Annotated in this window: 16 protein-coding genes; 12 read left to right on the top strand and 4 right to left on the bottom strand. The window is 70.3% G+C overall.

Translation table 11 applies throughout. The features are described 5' to 3' along the window. Window positions 1-15: 15 nt before the first annotated feature. Both CU254_RS38245 and CU254_RS38240 read right to left on the bottom strand, forming a co-directional pair. Window positions 16-3,207: an arabinosyltransferase domain-containing protein gene (locus tag CU254_RS38245; RefSeq protein ID WP_100266987.1), complete on the bottom strand. Its 3,192-nt coding sequence runs from the start codon at window positions 3,205-3,207 to the stop codon at window positions 16-18. Window positions 3,208-3,447: 240 nt separating this feature from the next. Beyond that, window positions 3,448-4,317, bottom strand: a complete 870-nt coding sequence (locus CU254_RS38240; RefSeq protein ID WP_086025029.1) for a hypothetical protein — start codon at window positions 4,315-4,317, stop codon at window positions 3,448-3,450. A gap of 61 nt (window positions 4,318-4,378) precedes the next feature. Here CU254_RS38240 and CU254_RS38235 point away from each other — a divergent pair, with 61 nt between their 5' ends. The 12 genes from CU254_RS38235 to CU254_RS38185 all read left to right on the top strand — a co-directional run bounded on the left by CU254_RS38235 (window position 4,379) and on the right by CU254_RS38185 (window position 14,599). Then, window positions 4,379-5,146: an SDR family oxidoreductase gene (locus tag CU254_RS38235; protein ID WP_009084986.1), complete on the top strand. Its 768-nt coding sequence runs from the start codon at window positions 4,379-4,381 to the stop codon at window positions 5,144-5,146. Window positions 5,147-5,224: 78 nt separating this feature from the next. Continuing rightward, the gene (locus CU254_RS38230; protein ID WP_009084983.1) at window positions 5,225-5,971 is read left to right on the top strand and encodes an ABC transporter ATP-binding protein; all 747 of its coding nucleotides are present in this window, start codon (window positions 5,225-5,227) and stop codon (window positions 5,969-5,971) included. Between the two features lie 14 nt (window positions 5,972-5,985). Beyond that, window positions 5,986-8,409: an ABC transporter permease gene (locus tag CU254_RS38225; RefSeq protein WP_199786100.1), complete on the top strand. Its 2,424-nt coding sequence runs from the start codon at window positions 5,986-5,988 to the stop codon at window positions 8,407-8,409. A gap of 40 nt (window positions 8,410-8,449) precedes the next feature. Further along, window positions 8,450-9,013 (top strand): orotate phosphoribosyltransferase, encoded by a 564-nt coding sequence (pyrE, locus tag CU254_RS38220; RefSeq protein WP_037716211.1) that lies wholly within the window; start codon window positions 8,450-8,452, stop codon window positions 9,011-9,013. A 92-nt stretch (window positions 9,014-9,105) separates the two neighbouring features. Then, entirely contained in the window at window positions 9,106-9,660 is a 555-nt protein-coding gene (locus CU254_RS38215) for an RNA polymerase sigma factor (RefSeq protein WP_037716209.1), read from the top strand. After that, window positions 9,651-10,208 carry a hypothetical protein gene (locus CU254_RS38210; protein WP_009084976.1) on the top strand — a complete coding sequence of 186 codons (558 nt, stop codon included), beginning with the start codon at window positions 9,651-9,653 and terminating at the stop codon, window positions 10,206-10,208. The genes CU254_RS38215 and CU254_RS38210 overlap by 10 nt, the downstream gene beginning before the upstream one ends. Beyond that, window positions 10,205-10,567 carry an Asp23/Gls24 family envelope stress response protein gene (locus CU254_RS38205; RefSeq protein ID WP_009084975.1) on the top strand — a complete coding sequence of 121 codons (363 nt, stop codon included), beginning with the start codon at window positions 10,205-10,207 and terminating at the stop codon, window positions 10,565-10,567. Before CU254_RS38210 ends, CU254_RS38205 begins: the two co-directional genes overlap by 4 nt. Beyond that, window positions 10,564-10,866: a hypothetical protein gene (locus tag CU254_RS38200; protein WP_009084973.1), complete on the top strand. Its 303-nt coding sequence runs from the start codon at window positions 10,564-10,566 to the stop codon at window positions 10,864-10,866. The genes CU254_RS38205 and CU254_RS38200 overlap by 4 nt, the downstream gene beginning before the upstream one ends. Before the next feature lie 39 nt (window positions 10,867-10,905). Then, window positions 10,906-11,046, top strand: a complete 141-nt coding sequence (locus tag CU254_RS43385) for a hypothetical protein (protein ID WP_158688129.1) — start codon at window positions 10,906-10,908, stop codon at window positions 11,044-11,046. Between the two features lie 393 nt (window positions 11,047-11,439). Further along, complete coding sequence (locus tag CU254_RS38195) at window positions 11,440-11,826, top strand: DUF2784 domain-containing protein (protein ID WP_037716207.1); 387 nt, start codon at window positions 11,440-11,442, stop codon at window positions 11,824-11,826. A 16-nt stretch (window positions 11,827-11,842) separates the two neighbouring features. Next, window positions 11,843-12,502 carry an RNA methyltransferase gene (locus CU254_RS38190; RefSeq protein WP_009084968.1) on the top strand — a complete coding sequence of 220 codons (660 nt, stop codon included), beginning with the start codon at window positions 11,843-11,845 and terminating at the stop codon, window positions 12,500-12,502. 1,155 nt (window positions 12,503-13,657) lie between these two features. After that, window positions 13,658-14,599, top strand: a complete 942-nt coding sequence (locus tag CU254_RS38185; protein ID WP_050788523.1) for a glycoside hydrolase family 76 protein — start codon at window positions 13,658-13,660, stop codon at window positions 14,597-14,599. Between the two features lie 4 nt (window positions 14,600-14,603). Here CU254_RS38185 and CU254_RS38180 read toward each other — a convergent pair whose 3' ends face one another. Continuing rightward, window positions 14,604-15,470 carry a LacI family DNA-binding transcriptional regulator gene (locus CU254_RS38180; RefSeq protein ID WP_009084964.1) on the bottom strand — a complete coding sequence of 289 codons (867 nt, stop codon included), beginning with the start codon at window positions 15,468-15,470 and terminating at the stop codon, window positions 14,604-14,606. 133 nt (window positions 15,471-15,603) lie between these two features. Beyond that, window positions 15,604-16,626 carry a LacI family DNA-binding transcriptional regulator gene (locus CU254_RS38175; RefSeq protein WP_009084961.1) on the bottom strand — a complete coding sequence of 341 codons (1,023 nt, stop codon included), beginning with the start codon at window positions 16,624-16,626 and terminating at the stop codon, window positions 15,604-15,606. Between the last annotated feature and the right edge of the window lie 32 nt (window positions 16,627-16,658).

The raw sequence follows: 16,658 nt of genomic DNA, 5'->3' as shown, positions 1-16,658 counted from the left end.
ACGGCATTCGCTGCTTTATGACTCGCCGGTGGGGTTGGCGGGCTTGGCCAGCGGGCCTGGCGACCAGATTCCGGAGTGCGTCACTGACTTCTGGTGCAGTGCGGCCGAGGCCGGAAGGGCGTTCGAGACCTCTGGCTTCACTTCGTACAGCGTTCCCCAGTCTCGGTCGACGTCGCCTTCCAGGTACGTCGGCAGTGCTTCCATCTGGGTGCTCGCGTCCATCCACACGAACGGGCCGCCGCCTGCTGGCGAGGACCAGTAGCGGCCGACTGTGCGCAGGTCGTCTCCCGCGCTGATTCGGTACTTCGGCATTTCGGCGATCCCGTTGTGGATCGACGACGGGCGCAGACACGGGTGTTGTGCGGCGGCGGCCCACTCCAGGAAGACCGGGTCCTGGCCGACCACGTCGGTCATTTTCGCGATCTTCGGGGCCCGCGGCGCGCTGAACGCGAACCAGCCGTCGTTGCCGAGCCCGCGGCCCTTCGCCACGATTCGCACCTGGTCCGCGCCCTCGGGCACGCTGACCCGCGCGTCGCGCCACTCCGTGTTCTTCTTCTTCGCTTCGAGCTGCTCGCGGCCGAGCACCTGGAAACCGGCTGGGGTGTTCTTGCCGAATTCGGCGGTCAGCGAGTTCGGGTCTTCCGCCTTGCCGGTGAGGGAAACGACGATCGGCACCGAGCCGTCGCGGGCTCGTTCCGGGATCGAGTACCACTGGGTGCGCAGGTCGCCCGCGCCGTCGCCGGACTTGTGGTAGCTGCCCCAGATGGGCGCGTCGTCCTTGCCGAAATCGTACGGCGGCTTCCATTTGTCGTCCGACGGCATTCCGCCGTTGGTGACGAAGCCCTTCTGGGTGCTGGCCAGCCAGTCCTTCGGCGTGGTCCCGTGGTCGGCGTCGGACGGCACCTGCCAGCCCGGAGCGGCGTTCTGCGGCTGCTGCGGCGCGGCTTCGAGCAGCCCGGCCTTCGGATCGCGCTCGACCTTGATGTAATCCGACAGCCCGCAGCTCTGCCCGGCCAGCTGGCGGATGTTGTCGGCACCCATGTTGTAGGTGTCCCAGCGCTTCTGGATGCCCTTCGCGATGCTGCCGATCTCGAACAGTACCAGAATCGCGCACACCGTCGACAGCGGTGCGAGCCCGAGACGCAGCGCCCGGCCGCGGTTTTCCAGGTCGGACCGAGGCACCGGCGCGGGCGGCACGAACGGTTCGTGCTCGTTGTGCTTCATGTGCTCGATCGCCGCGACCGCCAGCGCGACCGCCGCCGCCACGAGCGCCATCGTGCTCAGCTTGATCCCGAAGATCTGCGGCGGCAGGTCGAACCACGGCACGCCCCACGCCGAGACGTACCACCAGGCGTTCGGCCCGGTCGAGGCCAGCGCGACGATCACCATCAAGCCGGCGAAGAACGCCGCGCGGTTGCGGCGCGACAGCAGCACCGTCGTGCTCGTCGACAACGCGGTGAGCGCGGCGAGCGGGCCGCCGACCGCGACCAGCATGCCGAAGTGGTGCGTGTGCTTGGTCGGCGCGACCGCCAGGACCACAAAGGACAGTGCGCTGATGCCGAGCAGGCGGCGGCTCGGGCCGAGCGCGGCGCCGCGGATGTTCCCGCGCCGCAGCAGCACGACCGCGCAGGTCGCGAGGCACAGGAAGATCAACAGCACCGGGAACCGGCGCGTCATGGAGCCGTCCGGGCCGTTGCTGAACAGCATCGAGTACCGGTCCAGTTCGTCGTACCAGGACCCGGTCGGCCCGAGCGACGACCGCAGCCGTACCGATTCGAGCGCGCCGCGCAGGGTCTGGTCGCAGAAGATCAGCGCGAGAATCACGAGCCCGGCGGCGGCGATCGGCGCGAGCACCGGGATCCAGCCGAACTGGCGCGCGTGCCGCAGCACGATCTTCGCCAGCGGTTTCAGCCCGACCACGAACGGCAGCACGGCCATCAGCCCGTGCGGGTTGACCGAGACGCACAGCGCCGCGACGGTCAGCCCGATCGCCGCCGGGCCCAGCCGCCGGGTCGCCACCGCGCGTTCGACGGTGCAGATCGAGATCAGCGACAGCAGCGCGACCAGGTTCTCCGGGCGCAGGCCGTTGTCGTAGGGCAGCCAGAAGGCGAGGAAGACCGCGCCCGCCGCCCAGCCGGCCGCGCTGCTGATCCGCACCTGCCTGCCGAGCCGAGGCAGCACGCCCCGGCTGATCAGCATCCAGCAGGCGACGCCCATCAGCAGCGACGGCAGCCGCATCCACGGCGTCAGCGAGCTGACCTTGGTCATCGCCGCGTAGACGTCGACGAACCACGCCATCGGCGCGTCCGGCGCGGCGAACCACCGGTAGTACTCGCCGATGTACCCGGCGTCGCCGCGCACGCGCGCCATGGTCGTGAAGTAGCCGTCGTCGGCGGTCATCGCGCCGATCAGCCACCAGACGACGAGCGTGCCGAGCACGGCTATGTCGAGGAATTTCAGCTTCCACCAGCCGCGCGCGGCCAGCCGGGGCGCGCGCCGGCCGGTAAGCCGGTCCAGGCGGTACAGCGCGAGCACCGCGCCGATGAAGCAGAGCACCGACAGCGCGATGGCGGCGAGCTTGATGCCGGTCGCGGTGCTGGCCCAGCGGTTGTCGACCTGGGCGGAGACCGAGAGGCCGTGCGTGTCGTCCTGGTTCGTGAGGTCGGAGAAGAAGCCGGTGAGCTGCGGCCGGTGGTCGTCGCTGACGTCCGCCAGCCGGGTGCCGCCGACGGACGCGGTCGTGTGCTGCGCGTCGGAGTGCACGGTGATCGTGCAGTCGCCCTCGCCGAGCGGGGCCGCGCCGAGCTGCTGGCCCTGTGAGGAGAGCGTGAGCTGACCGTCGCCGACCTGCAGGGCCATCCCGGTGACGGCGCCGATGCCGGAGCTCGGCGGGTTAGTGCTGAACAGCACGGCGCTGCCGTCGGTACGCGCGTCGAGCGCCCGCGCGGTCGCGCAGGGGACCTTCGCGTCGAGCGAAATCGGCGCCTGGGCGGTCAGCGGGGCGGACACCGCTCTGGTGCCCTGGGCGGTCGGCCAGTCGAGGGTGGTTTGCTCGAGCGTGACGGGCAGGAACGGGACCGCGATCGCGAGAATCGCGCCGGCGATCCCGAAAACCGCGGCGAGCAACCGAGCCCGACGCCCGGCCTGGCTCTTGCCGATAGCTGTCGGCGACGCCTTGTCGGCGGCAACGGATTCGAGGTCGACCACGCCCCGCAGGCTATCCAAGCGGATGTGAGGCTCCCGCTGGGGACTCTCCCGGGGGCGGCCCTACCTGGTCGAGCCGGGCATTCGCCGCCGAATAACCACGGTGGGTAAAGGAACCCGGGGCCCGTTTACGGCGAACGGGTGAAGCGGTGCAGCTCACGACGGCTCGGCTGGGAGGCCGTTTCACGATCCGGGAACGGTCCGGACGCGGTTGCCGAAAGCGGACCCGGCGATTCGATGAACTCAGCCGGGCGAAAACGTGAACGGCGGTCCGGAAACTGTCCATCCGTGGTCGATGACCGGATTTCCCAGCACTTCGGCGCCCACGTGTTGGCTCCGCGTAACCGGAACACCCAGAGTGGAAGCGCTGCTCGCCCGTGCCGCCGCGAGGTCCGCGGCCGACAGTTCGCCGTGGAAGCCCTCCGTGCGTTCGGCGGTCGACTGGCTCGTCGCGGCCAGCGTGTGGACCGGGCCGAGGTCGCCGGACACGCTGTGCCGCTCGGTGGACTCCAGCCGCGCCACGTCGAGCTTGCCGGTGAACTGGCCGAGCACGTTCTCGTCCGAGTTCGCGACCACCGAGCCGGCCGGGCCGAGGTCGACGGCGTCGGCGGAGGTGCGTTCGACGCGGGTGCCGCTCATCAGGTCGCCGGAGAACCGGCCGGCCAGCCCGGTCTCGGCTGCCGTCTTGCTGGCCGACAGCGCGTCAACGCCGTGCGGCAGCTGGACGCCGTGCCGCATCGACTGGTCCAGACCGGCCACGTGCGCCCCGCCGAACGGCTGCGTGTGGTGCGCGCCGAGGTCGTTGCCGGTGACCGCGCGGGCCGTGTCGCCGAGACGCAGGTCGTGGTTCTGGGACTGCCCGGCGGCGTCCGGAGCGAGCGCCTGGTGCAGGTTCGACGCGGCGGACGCGGGCAGCTCGTGCGTCGTGACCGTCTCGTCGCGGGTGAACTGGAGGTCGGAGGAGGAACCGTGCTGGTGCAGGTCGAGCGGCAATCCCCCGCGCGGGGTGTCCGCCAGCGCCGCGGCCGGGCCGGCGAGCAACAGAGCGAGGGGCGCCGCACCGGCGGCCATCCGGGGCAAATATCCGGGCGTCCGCTTGGTGTGCTTGCCCATGCGCCGGACCATACTGCGCCACCAGGGCGAACGCAGCTGAAAAACGGGTAGCTTCACCCACATGACCACCACTTCTTTGATCACCGGCGCCACCGCGGGCATCGGCGCGGAATTCGCGCGAAGGCTCGCCGCTGAAAAGAGCGACCTCGTTCTGGTCGCCCGGGACGAGGAGCGGCTGGCCGCGCTGGCCGAGCAGCTGCGCGCGCGGCACGGCGTCGAGGTGACCGTGCTGTCCGCCGATCTGTCCGAAGTGGACGGCCGCCGCCGGGTCGCCGAGCTGCTCGAAACCCAGCCGATCGACCTGCTGGTCAACAACGCGGGTTTCGGGCTGAGCGGCGAGTTCTGGGAGATCCCGGCCGAGGACCTGCAGCGGCAGCTCGACGTGAACGTCACCGCCGTGCTGCAGCTGACCCGGGCGGCGCTGCCGGGCATGGTCGAACGCGGACGCGGCGACGTCATCAACGTCTCCAGCGTCGCGGGCTTCTTCTCGGGCCGCGGCTCGACCTATACCGCCAGCAAGAACTGGGTGACGTCGTTCACCGAGGGCATCGCGATGTCGCTGCCGAAGGGCGTGCGGATGATGGCGCTGTGCCCCGGCTTCACCTACACCGAGTTCCACGAGCGCGCCGGCCTGCGGCGGGAGGGGCCGAAGGCGCTCTGGCTGGACGTGGCCCAGGTGGTCGACGAAGCCCTCGCCGACCTGCGGCGCGGCAAGGTGCTCTCGGTGCCGAGCCTGCAGTACAAAGCGCTGGTCGGGATCGGCGGGCTGCTGCCGCGGCCGGTGCTGCGCAAGCTCGCCGGCGGGTTCGGCAACCGCCGCCGCACCTGAGGGGTAGGGGCAGCCCTACCCCTCAGGTGCGGGTGCGCCCCAGGGTGTTTTCTCCCGGCAGGCCATAGCGTTTTCCCCATGGCGACTGGGGAAGCGGTGCGGCTTGAATCCGTCCGCAAGGAATACGGCCGGGTGACGGCACTGGACGGGGTGAGCCTCGCGTTCCCGCGCGGCGGGTTCACCGCGGTGATGGGCCCGTCGGGCTCGGGCAAAAGCACGTTCCTGCACTGCGCGGCCGGGCTCGACCGGCCGACCGGCGGTTCGGTCCAGCTCGACGGCCAGGAACTGGGCAAGCTCTCCGAAACGCAGCTCACGAAGCTGCGCCGGGACAAGGTCGGGTTCGTCTTCCAGGCGTTCAACCTGCTGCCCGCGCTGACTGTCGAGCAGAACGTCGTGCTGCCGCTGCGGCTGGCCGGCCGTCGCGCGGACCGGCATCGCGTCGCCGAGATGCTCGGGCACGTCGGGCTGAGCGACCGGCGCAAGCACCTGCCGGGCCAGCTTTCCGGCGGCCAGCAGCAGCGGGTGGCGATCGCCCGCGCGCTGGTCAGCCGTCCGGCGGTGCTCTTCGCTGACGAGCCGACCGGCGCGCTCGACACGCGTACCGCGGCGGAAATCCTTGGCCTGCTGTCGGAATCGGTGCGCGGCGGGCTGACCGTCGTGATGGTGACGCACGACCCGGTCGCCGCCTCCTACGCGGATCGCGTCGTCTTCCTCGCGGACGGCCGCGTCGCCGGAGAACTGCACCGGCCGACCGCGACGGCGGTGGCCGAGCGCATGACGCACCTCGGCGCGTGGGCCGACCGGATGCCGGTGGGCGGGTTCTGATGTTCAGTCTTGCCTTGCGCACCTTGCGTTTCCGCACCGGCGGGTTCATCGCGGCGTTCGTGGCCGCGTTCCTCGGCGCGGTGATCGTGTCCGCCTGCGCCGGTCTGATGGAGACCGGGATCCGGTCCGCCACGCCGCCGCACCGGCTGGCCTGGGCGTCGGCTGTCGTTGCCGGACAACAGGATTTCGAACTTCACAAGCATTCCGACAAGCCCAAGACGCAGTCGGTCGCGCTGGCGGAGCGGGTCCGGTTGGACCGGTCGATGGCGGAGACGATCCGCGCGACACCCGGTGTGTCCACTGTGGTCGGCGAGGTGAATTTCCCGGTCTTGCTGGGCAAGCAGCCTCTCGTCGCGCACGGTTGGGAGTCCGCTCGGCTGCCTGGTCCCGCGCCGCGTGCCGACGAAGTGGTGCTGCCCGCCGCTAGCGGAGTGTCCGCTGGCAGCACGGTTGACCTTGCCGTGCAAGGGAAGATCAACCACTACCGGGTCGCTCGCACGGTGGATAGTACCGACGTGTTCTTCGCCGACGACGTGGCTGATCAGCTCTCCGGCCACCCGGGCAAGGTCGACTACTTCGGTGTCGTCACGGACAATCCAGCCGCTTTGCAGCTCGGATCGGGGGTGTCCGTGCTGACTGGGGATGAGCGCGGTCTCGCCGAATTCCCGGATGCGCAAGCGAGTGGCGGTCGGCTGATCCCGCTGTCCGGTGTCGCGGGCGGACTGTCCATTTCGGTCGCGGTGTTCGTCATTGCCAGCACCTTGATGCTGTCGGTGCGCCAGCGGCAGCGCGAATTGGCTCTGCTGCGCGCGATCGGCACGACGCCGCGGCAGTTGCGGCGCATGGTGCTCGGCGAAGCGCTGGTCATCGGCGTGCTCGCGACCGGAGTGGCGGCCGCGCTGGGCCCGGTGTTCGGCCGGTGGCTGTTCGACCAGTTCACGTCGGGCGGGTTCATTTCGCCCCAGGTGCAGTTTCACCAGGGCTGGATCCCGATGCTCATCGCGGCGGGCGCGACGCTGCTCGCGGTCGGGCTTTCCGCGCTGGTGGCCGGATTCCGCGTCGGCCGCATCCGGCCGACCGAGGCGCTCGCCGAGGCCTCCGTGCCGCGCGGCTGGCTGACTCCGGTGCGGCTGATCGTCGCGTTGCTGTGCTTCGGCGGCGGGACCGCGCTGGGCATCGTCACGCTCGCGGTGATGACGGGACCCATCGCGGCGAGCACGGCGGGTCCGGCGGTGATGCTGTGGGCGATCGGCGTCGCGATGATCAGCCCGGGCGTCACGAAGCTGACGGCGATCCTGCTGTCGGGTCCGATGCGGCTGATCAGCGGTGTCACCGGCTGGCTGGCGATCACCAACACGCGCAACGCCGCCACCCGGGTGGCCGGCGCGGTCACGCCGATCATGCTCGCCGTCGGCATCGCGACCGCCAACATCTACCTGCAGACCACGACCACCGCCGCTTCCGCGCAAGCCTTCGCCGAAGACCTCCGCGCCGACGCGGTCGTCGCGGGCCCAACCGGCGTTTCTCCCGAGACCGTCGACCGAATCCGGCACGCGGACGGCGTCGCGGCCGCCTCGCCGTACGTCACCAGCCGGGCGCACCTCATCGCGCCGTTCGACGAGAACCAGACCAAGAAGGGCTACCCGGCACTCGGCCTGACCGACGCGTCGACCAACGCCGCGACGGTCGTGCGCGGCACTCTCGCCGACCTCACCGGCGACACGATCGCGTTGCCGGACACCGCCGAGGTCTCCCGGTCGGTCGGCGAGTCCGTCACGCTCCGTCTCGGCGACGGGAGCGACCGGACCCTTCGCGTCGTCGCGATCGTGCACCAGCGGCCCGGGGCCGAACAGCTCCTGCTGCCCGCCGACCTGCTCGCCGGACACACCACGTCCGGGCTGGCCCGGCAGGTGCTCGTCCGCGCCGCGCCCGGCGTCGACCAGGCCCGGCTGACCCAGAGCCTGACCGCCGTGACCGCCGGTCTCCCGGTGTCCGTCGGCGACCGGAGCACGCTGGCCGCCGCGAACGCCAAGAGCGACGAGACCGGCGCGTGGGTGAACTACCTGCTGGTCGGCATGATCGTCGGCTACACGATGATCTCCGTGGTGAACACGCTGGTCATGGCGACTTCGCGGCGGCGGAGGGAATTCGGCCTGCAGCGGCTCGGCGGGTTCACCCGGGGCCAGGTGCTGCGGATGGCCGCGGGCGAGGGCGGGCTGATCGCCGCGATCGGGATCCTGCTGGGCACCGTGGTGTCGGCGGGCGCGATCGTGCCGTTCTGTCTCGTCGCGACCGGCCGGGTGCTTCCGGAGGGGCCGGTGTCGGTCTACCTGGTGATCGTCGCGACCGCGCTCGTGCTCGCTCTGACCGCCGCGGTCCTGCCCGCTTGGGTGGCGACGCGGACGCGTCCGGTGACGGCCGTCGCGACCGGGGAGTGACGCGCGGAAGTTGTCGGTGCCGTGTGTAAGACTCTCGGCCGTGGCGTACCCCGGGTTGGATCAAACTGCGAAGCTCGAACTGGCCAGGCTGGTCAGCGAACTGGCCGTCGTGCACGGCAAGGTCACCTTGGCCTCGGGCAAGGAAGCCGACTACTACGTCGACCTCCGGCGCGCGACGCTGCAGCACGCGGCCGCCCCGCTGATCGGCAAGCTGCTGCGGCAGCTCACCGCGGACTGGGACTACGTCGCGGCCGGCGGGCTCACCCTCGGCGCGGACCCGGTGGCGCTGGCGATGCTGCACTCCGCCGCGGCCGAGGGCGTGGTGCTCGACGCGTTCGTCGTCCGCAAGGCGATCAAGGAACACGGGATGCAGCGCCGGATCGAGGGCGTGGAGGTGCGCGGGCAGCGGGTGCTGGCCGTCGAGGACACCTCCACCACCGGCGGCAGCGTGCTCACCGCGGTCGAGGCGCTGCGCGAAGGCGGGGCCACCGTGGTCGGCGTCGCGACGGTCGTCGACCGCGACACCGGTGCGCGGGAAGCCATCGAGAAGGCCGGGCTCGAATACCGGTACCTGCTGAACAAGGACGACCTCGGGCTCAGCTGAGCGCTTGCCCGAGCGAGAGTGAGCACAGTCACCCACAATGCGTGCGTGACGAATGCCCGCCTCCCGGTGTCCCCCTGACGGAAGGGGGTGCCGTGACCACGACAAGTGTCCCGCTCGACGACGCCACCCTCGTCGGCCGTGCGCGAGACGGCGATGTGCACGCGTACGAGCAGCTCGTGCGGCGTTATCAGGGCCCGATGTTCCGGCTCGCCCTGAAGATGCTGCATCACCGCGGCGACGCCGAGGACGTAGTGCAGGAAGCGTTCCTCGGCGCGTGGCGGAAGCTGGGACAGCTGAACGACGACAACGCGTTCGTCGGCTGGCTGTACCGAGGAACGACCAACCGCTGCCTCAACGTGATCCGGGCGCGCCGCCCGCAGGCCGACGTCGACCTCGACCTGGCCGAATCGCCGCGCCGCGACACGCAGCCCGAGCACGCGGCCCAGGTCAGCGGCCAGCTCGCGGCGCTCGACGAGGCGCTTCAGACACTCACCCCGCAGCAACGGGCGTGCTGGCTGTTGCGTGAAGTGCACGGCCGGTCGTACGACGAGATCAGCGAGATCGTCGGCGCGAACCCCACCGCGGTCCGGGGGCGGATTGCCCGGGCCCGTGCGCAGCTGGCGGAGGTGATGAAGCCGTGGAGGTGAACCAGGACTACGAATTGCCGTGCGGCCGGGAACTGGAAACGCTCTGGGAGAACCTGGACGAGGCCGACGAGCACCAGGCGGACTGTGTCCACTGCCGTACCGCGCGGGAAAGCCTGCTGGCGCTGCGCTCGGCGACGCAGGAGCTGATCGACGAGCCCGACCCGACCCCGCCGGACCTGTTCGGCCGGATCATGTCGGCCGTCCGCGCCGAGGTGCGCCGCGGTCAGATGCTGGATCTTCCCGCCGCCGAACCGGGCTCAGTCGAGGTGAGCGAGCAAGCCGTCGGGGTCGTGCTCCGCTATGCGGCCGACTCCGCGGGCAACGTCCGCGCCCGCCGGGTGCGGGTGCGAAAGGTCGGTGTCGATGCCTCTGGCGCGGCTCAGGTGGAGGTCGAACTCACCCTCGCGGCGCGTCTGGGGAACACCAGCGGCGCTGAGACGTTGGCCCGCGTACGAGAACTGGTGACCGCTGCCGCGACCTCGCGGGTGGGTATTTCGCTGGTCAGCCTGGATCTGCTGGTGGAAGACGTGTACGAGGACGGGGAATGACCGCCGAATACGTGATCGCCGCCCCGGTGATCGCGAGCGTCGCCGCCCGCGCGGCCGCTGAAACCGCCGGGGTGGTGCGCCTGGAACCGGGCCTGCGGGGTTTGGCGACCGCTTGGGCTCGCGAAGCCCGGCAGCGCTGGAAGGGCCTGGAACCGGCCCCCGCGGACGGGGTCCGGGTCCGCGCCCACGAAGACCGCCTGACCGTCGAGGTCGACGTGGTCGTCTCGGGTGCGGACCAGGCCGCCGCCGTGGGCCGCGCGGTGCAGCGGGCGGTGTTCCGGGAAGTCCTCGCGAAGACCGGTCGTTCCGTGGACGCCGTCCGGGTGTCCATTTTGGACATCGAAGTGGGGCGGCGGTGACCGATCCGCGTTCGCTGGCCGGAACGATCGCCGACGCCCTGTCCGCCCTCGACGGCCTCCGCCCCGCGACGAGCGTGGCCGCCGAGATCAGCTGGCTCCGGACCGATCCGGCCGGCGGAGCGGTGGATCTGACGTCGGATTCGGTGGAGATCCGGGTGGTGGCGTTGCGGTTGCCGCTGCCGCCGTTGCTGTCGGCCGCCGAGGCCCGGGTGCGTGCGGTGCTTGCGGGAACCGAGTGGGCGGACGCGAGCATCCGCTTGGTGGTGACGGACATCGACGGGGCGGCGTTCGCTGGCTGAACGCTGCCGATGCTGCGGCTCCAGGCGACCATGCTTCGGGTGATCAAGCTCCGGGTGACCAAGGACGAGAAACCTCGGACCTGGAACGTCGAACCCTATGGCGAGGAAGTCGTGCTCGCCGCCGATGACGTGCTCTCGATCGAGTTCGCACGCACCCCGTCGACGTGGCCTTCGAGGTGACCCTCTACCCCGATTCCGAGGCCGTCCGGACGATGGCGGGCGGCAATCCCCCTGCTGCCGGACGACCCCAAGCTGAACGCGGTCTCCCTCTGGCCGGACGTCGGCCGACCGCGTCCGTTGCCCCTTTCCGCGTTTCCGCCCGCTTTCTCCGACGATTCGCGCTCCTCGCGGCGGGTACGGAACGAAATCATTTTTGGCGCGGCGGGTCCCCTCGCGCAGGCGTTCCGGGGTGTCTCCTACCCGGAGTGATCCCTCCGTTACCTGCCGGGTGAACTCGTTGCTCCGGTGGGTCGAACATCACATCAGGTCCCCCTATTTCCCGCTCCGTGGGCGGGTAATCGGAGTAACGTCGCTGGTAGGTGCACTGGGAAGGGGGCGAAGGTGGACACGACAGTGGCGCACGTTCTCGCCGATGTCACCGTGGCCGTGCACATCCTCGCCCTGCTCTTCATCGGCTTCGGCGGCTTCCTCGCGTGGCGCTGGCCGAAGGTCATTTTCGTGCACATTTTCTTCGCGATGTGGGGCGTGCTGGTCAATGTCACGCCGATTCCGTGCCCGCTCACGGCGCTGGAGGATTTCTTCCGGCACCAGCAGGGTCTCGGCGATCTGCCCGGCGGGTTCAACGCGTATTACCTCTACGGCACGGTGATCCCGCGCTCGCTGCTGCCGGTGGTGGTCGTGGTGGCGCTGGCGGTGCTGGTGATCTCGTACCTGGGCGCGTACCTGAGGTGGCGCCACCGCCACGACGAGAGTCCGGCGCACGGCGTCAGCCTCGGCTGAGCGACAATCGTCCTTCGTGACGACGGAACAACCCGAAGCGGGCCCCACCGAGTGGGTGAACCGCGAGGAGGTAGGCGTCGGTCCCTGGCCGGGCACCTGGCCAGACGACCCGCGCTACGACCCCGAACTCCTGGCCAACGGCGACCGCCGCAACGTGGTCGACGCCTACCGCTACTGGCGCCGCGAAGCCATCGTGTCCGATGTGGACACCCGACGGCACCCGTTCCACGTCGCGATCGAAAACTTCCAGCACGACCACAACATCGGCACGGTAGTCCGCACCGCGAACGCCTTCGCGGCCGCAGAAGTCCACATCGTCGGCCGCCGCCGCTGGAACCGCCGAGGCGCGATGGTGACGGACCGCTACCAGCACCTTCGCCACCACGAGGACGTCGCGAGCCTGCTGAATTTCGCCACGGCGGAGGGTCTGACGGTGGTAGCCGTGGACAACACGCCCGGTGCCGAGCCGGTGGAAACCGCCGAGTTGCCCCGGAACTGCCTGCTGCTGTTCGGCCAGGAAGGCCCCGGCCTGTCCGAAGCGGCGCAGACGGACTCCGCGAAAGTGGTGTCCATCGCCCAGTTCGGGACGACAAGGTCGATCAATGCGGGTGTCGCGGCAGGCATTGTGATGCACGCGTGGATCCGCCAACACGCGGATCTGTCCCAAGCCTGGTAACCGCCGCCGGGGGTGCTCGTGAGTGGCTATGCCGGTTAGAACCGGCACAAACACTCACGAGACGCCAGTCCAAACGCCGGCCGCGGCGTTCTCCGGTGACGCTCCCCAGTACAGTCACCCGGACCGCGTCGTGGAGAGGCAGGTTTTCCGCAGCGCAGGCAGAATCGAGCCATGACCGCCGATTCCTCCGACGATCCCGCCGGTCCCGCCCCCGCCCGCCCCGATAAGTCCCACCCGGACCCGGCGCGCGCGGCTGCCCCTGCCGACCGCCCGGCAGCAGATGACACGACGAACGCTGCCGAGGGCATGGCGGACCCGGCCGAGGGCACGGCAGATCCGACCAAGGACGCGGGAAACCCGGCCAAGGGCAGGAAAAACGCGGCCGATCGCACGGAAAAGGCGGCCGATAGCGCGGCAGATCCGGCCGAGCGCGCAGCGGTCGAGCGCTCGGCGAGCGCCGCGGAAGGTTCGGCGAACCCGGCCGAGGGCGCGGCGAACTTATCCGGAAATGCGGCGAATCCGGCCGAGCGCGCGGCGGACCCGGCCGAGGGTGCGGCGGACCCCACTGCACGCCCGACAGCGATCGACGGTGCGCCAGAACCGGCCAAGGATGCAGCCCGTTCAGTCGACCGTGCCGCCGCCGACCGTGCCGCCGCCGACCGTGCCGCAGCGACCGAGCGGGTCGCGCCGCGTGACCGTGCCGAAGCGCCTGAGCGGGCGGCCGCGGCGGACCGTGTCTCTGACCGTGCGGGGCCGGAGCGGGCTGTGGCGGCGGACCGTGCCACGTCCGATCGTGCGGCGGCAGAGCAGGCAGCGGCCGACCGTGCCACGTCCGACCGTGCGGTGGCGGCCGACCGTGCTGCATCCGACCGCGCGGCGGCGGACCGGGCTGCCCAAGGTGAGCATGCCGCCACCGTCGAGCGTGTCGCAGCGGCGGAGCGGGTCGCCGCAGGTGAGCGTGCTGCTGCGGCCGAGACTGAGCGGGTCGAAGCTGCCGGGCGCATCGAAGCGGCTGAGCGAGCCGAAGCAGCCGAGCAAGCCCCTGCGGCTGAGCGAGCCTCTGCTGCCGAGCGAGCCCCTGCTGCCGAGCGAGCCACTGCGGCTGAGCGAGCCGAAGCAGCCGAGCGGGCAGTCTGTGCCAGGCACCTCCGCCGCCTGTGGGCCATCCCTGGCACCGTCCTCGGGCGCAGCGGTTGGCCGCCTACCCTGAGCCAGCGGTTCCACTGGCACTGGAACTACTGGTGGCAAGCACACCTCCTCGACAGCCTCGTCGACGCGCAACTCCGGCACCCCACCGACGAACGCGCACGGCTGATCAACCGCTTCATCGCGACGGTGCACCGCCGCAATTTCGGTTCCTGGGTCAACGACTACTACGACGACATAGCCTGGCTAGGGCTCGCCTTGCACCGAGTACGCCAACTCCAACTATCCACAGTGGACGAACCGATCGAGGCGATCAGCAAACGGCTGCACGAAGGCTGGACAACAGACCTTGGCGGGGGAATATGGTGGCGGCGGGGCGACTCCTTCAAGAATACTCCGGCAAACGGCCCGGCGGCTATCTTTCACGCTCGGACGGGTGATCAGGAACGCGCCGCCGTCATGACGCAATGGCTCACCGACACCTTGGTCGACCCGGAGACCGGCCTCGTCTGGGACGGGATCCGGGCGGATACCGGCGAACTGGTAAAGCATGTTTTCTCGTACTGCCAAGGGGTTTACTTAGGTGCCTGTCTGGAGCAGCACCGCTGGGACGACGCCGCCCGCACCGTCCGTGCGGTGGAGAAAAACCTCGCACCGCAAGGCATTCTCCCCGGTTCGGAAGGCGGCGACGGCGGGCTCTTCTCCGCGATCGCCGCCCGATATCTGGCGCTGGCGGCCAAAAACCTGCCCCGACCCGAAGCGGAAACGGCGAAAAGGCTAGTGCGACAGTCCGCGGAAGCGTGCTGGAACGGTGCGACGCAAGAGGAATCCGGGCCGTTGTTCAGTGCCTACTGGGAGAAGCCGGCAACGAACCCGCCAAACAAGGCGGAGCGGGATTTGTCTGTCCAAATTGGAGGGTGGATGCTCTTGGAAGCCGCCGCCACGCTCTAAAAACTCAGCAACCGCACGAAGCGCGGTGCAGGAAACGCGGTGCGAGACGAACAGACTCCGGCCGACGCTCCGGCTCACGGCAGCGCGCCAGCAGCAACTGCACCGCACGGCGGCCGATTTCCGAGATCGGTTGCGCCATCGTCGTCACGCCGGGCGAAACCGTCCGCGCCCAGTCCATGTCGCCGTATCCGACGACCGCCAGTTCCGATCCGATCCGGATGCCGCGGCGGTGCGCTTCCCACTGCACGCCGATCAGCATCGCCTCGCCCGCGACCACCAGAGCGGTCGGCGAAGGCCAGCCGTCCAGAAGCTTGGCGGCGGCACGAGCGGCACCGCCCGCGGTGGATTGGCCGGACGCCACCAGTTCCGGGTGGTACCGCAGCCCCGCGCGGCCCAGGCCCAGGCGATAGCCCAGGGCGCGTTCTTCGCTCACCGTGGTGCCTTCGGTGCCGGTGATCAACGCGATCCGCCGGTGCCGTCGCGCGGCCAGGTGCTCGACCAGTGCGGACATGGCCTGGAAATTCTCCGACCCGACCTGGTCGACATCGTTGCGGCCAGCGATCCGGTCCACTAGCACCGTGGGCACCCCGGTCCGGACGAGTCCGTTCACGACCTCCTCGTCACCGGGGGCGGGCACCAGAAGGACGCCGTCGACCCGGTCCGCCTGCAGCGCACGCAGCACTTCGGCTTCCCCGCGCGCCGAATCGCCGGTGTCGGCCAGCAGCAGGTCGCAGCCCGCCCGCGCGGCAGCGCCGCGGATCGCGCGCAGCAGCTGGTCGTGGTACGGGCTGGCGTGCCTCCCCAGTGCCACCCCGAACCGATGGGTGACCGGCAGGTCCCAGTGGGAGACCTCCGGCGCCAGAACGGTCATTTTCCCGGCCCTCGTCGTCGGTACCTACCCAACAGTAGCCACTGTCGGGCCGCACCAGAGAGGGTCCGAGACGATCGGGTCCCGAGAATCACTGAGGTGAGTGAACGGCCGCGGGCCTGGTTACCCGGGGCAGTCAAGACCCGCACCCGCACGAAGCCCGGTGCCGCAGGGTCGGCGGCAACCGTACAGTCTCGGCTGGCCGGCCGGGATCCGCCAGCCGGGCCAGCAGCAGTTGTACCGCGCGGCGGCCGATTTCGTCGATCGGCTGGGCCATCGTCGTCAGCGGCGGGTCCACGAGATCGGCCCATTCGACGTCGTCGTACACCACCACGGGCAGGTCCTGGCCGATCCGCAAACCCCGCCGCCGCGCCTCGTGCAGGACGCCGACCATCATGCTGTCGTTGGCCACCACCAGCGCGGTCGGCGGATCCGGCAGCGCCAGCAGCGTGCTCAACGCCAACCCGCCACCGTCGCGGGAGGACTGTCCGCACGCCACCAGATCCGGCGACCAGCTCAACCCCGAGCGGCCGAGGCCGAGCCGGTAGCCCAGCACGCGTTCGTCGCTCGTCGTCAGCCCGGGCGCGCCGGAGATCATCCCGATCCGCCGGTGGCCCAGCGACGCCAGATGCGCGGTCAGCGCCGAGGTCGCCTGGATGTTCTCCGCGCCGACCTGGTCGATGTCGGTCCGGGTGGTGAGCCGGTCCATCAGCACGGTCGGCACGTCCAGCGACACCAGTTCGCCGAGCACCGACCCGTCGCCGGGCGCGGGCGTGATCAGCAGGCCGTCGACCCGGCGCGACCGCAGCGCGCGCACCACGTCCCGTTCGGTGCCCGCGGTGTCGTGCGTGTCCGCGAGCAGCACAGTGTATCCGTTTGCCGACGCCTCCCGTTCGATCGCGTGCATCAGCGCCGCGAAATACGGGTTCGCGACCAGCGAGATCGCCATCCCGATGGACCGCGTGCCCCCGGTGACCAGCGAACGCGCGATCGCGTCGCCGGTGTACCCGGTGGTCTCGATCGCGCGCAGCACCGCGGCTTTCGTCTCCTCGGCCACCGCCCGCGTGCCGTTGACGACGTGGGACACCGTCGTGATCGACACGCCCGCCATTTCGGCGATGTCGCGCTGGGTCGGGCGGGTCGAGCGGGGTCGCGGCATGTCTGTCCTTCACCAAGAGAGCGAAACCAGGA

This window comes from Amycolatopsis sp. AA4 (genome assembly GCF_002796545.1).
GTDB lineage: Bacteria > Actinomycetota > Actinomycetes > Mycobacteriales > Pseudonocardiaceae > Amycolatopsis.
This window is presented reverse-complemented; position numbering and strand designations above follow the sequence as displayed.

What these genes read in the sequence shown, in the direction of transcription:
- CU254_RS38240 (WP_086025029.1), bottom strand. Translation starts at nt 4,317, where the DNA reads ATGGGCAAGCACACCAAGCGGACGCCCGGATATTTGCCCCGGATGGCC.
- CU254_RS38235 (WP_009084986.1), top strand. Translation starts at nt 4,379, where the DNA reads ATGACCACCACTTCTTTGATCACCGGCGCCACCGCGGGCATCGGCGCG.
- CU254_RS38230 (WP_009084983.1), top strand. Translation starts at nt 5,225, where the DNA reads ATGGCGACTGGGGAAGCGGTGCGGCTTGAATCCGTCCGCAAGGAATAC.
- CU254_RS38205 (WP_009084975.1), top strand. Translation starts at nt 10,205, where the DNA reads ATGACCGCCGAATACGTGATCGCCGCCCCGGTGATCGCGAGCGTCGCC.
- CU254_RS38180 (WP_009084964.1), bottom strand. Translation starts at nt 15,470, where the DNA reads ATGACCGTTCTGGCGCCGGAGGTCTCCCACTGGGACCTGCCGGTCACC.
- CU254_RS38175 (WP_009084961.1), bottom strand. Translation starts at nt 16,626, where the DNA reads ATGCCGCGACCCCGCTCGACCCGCCCGACCCAGCGCGACATCGCCGAA.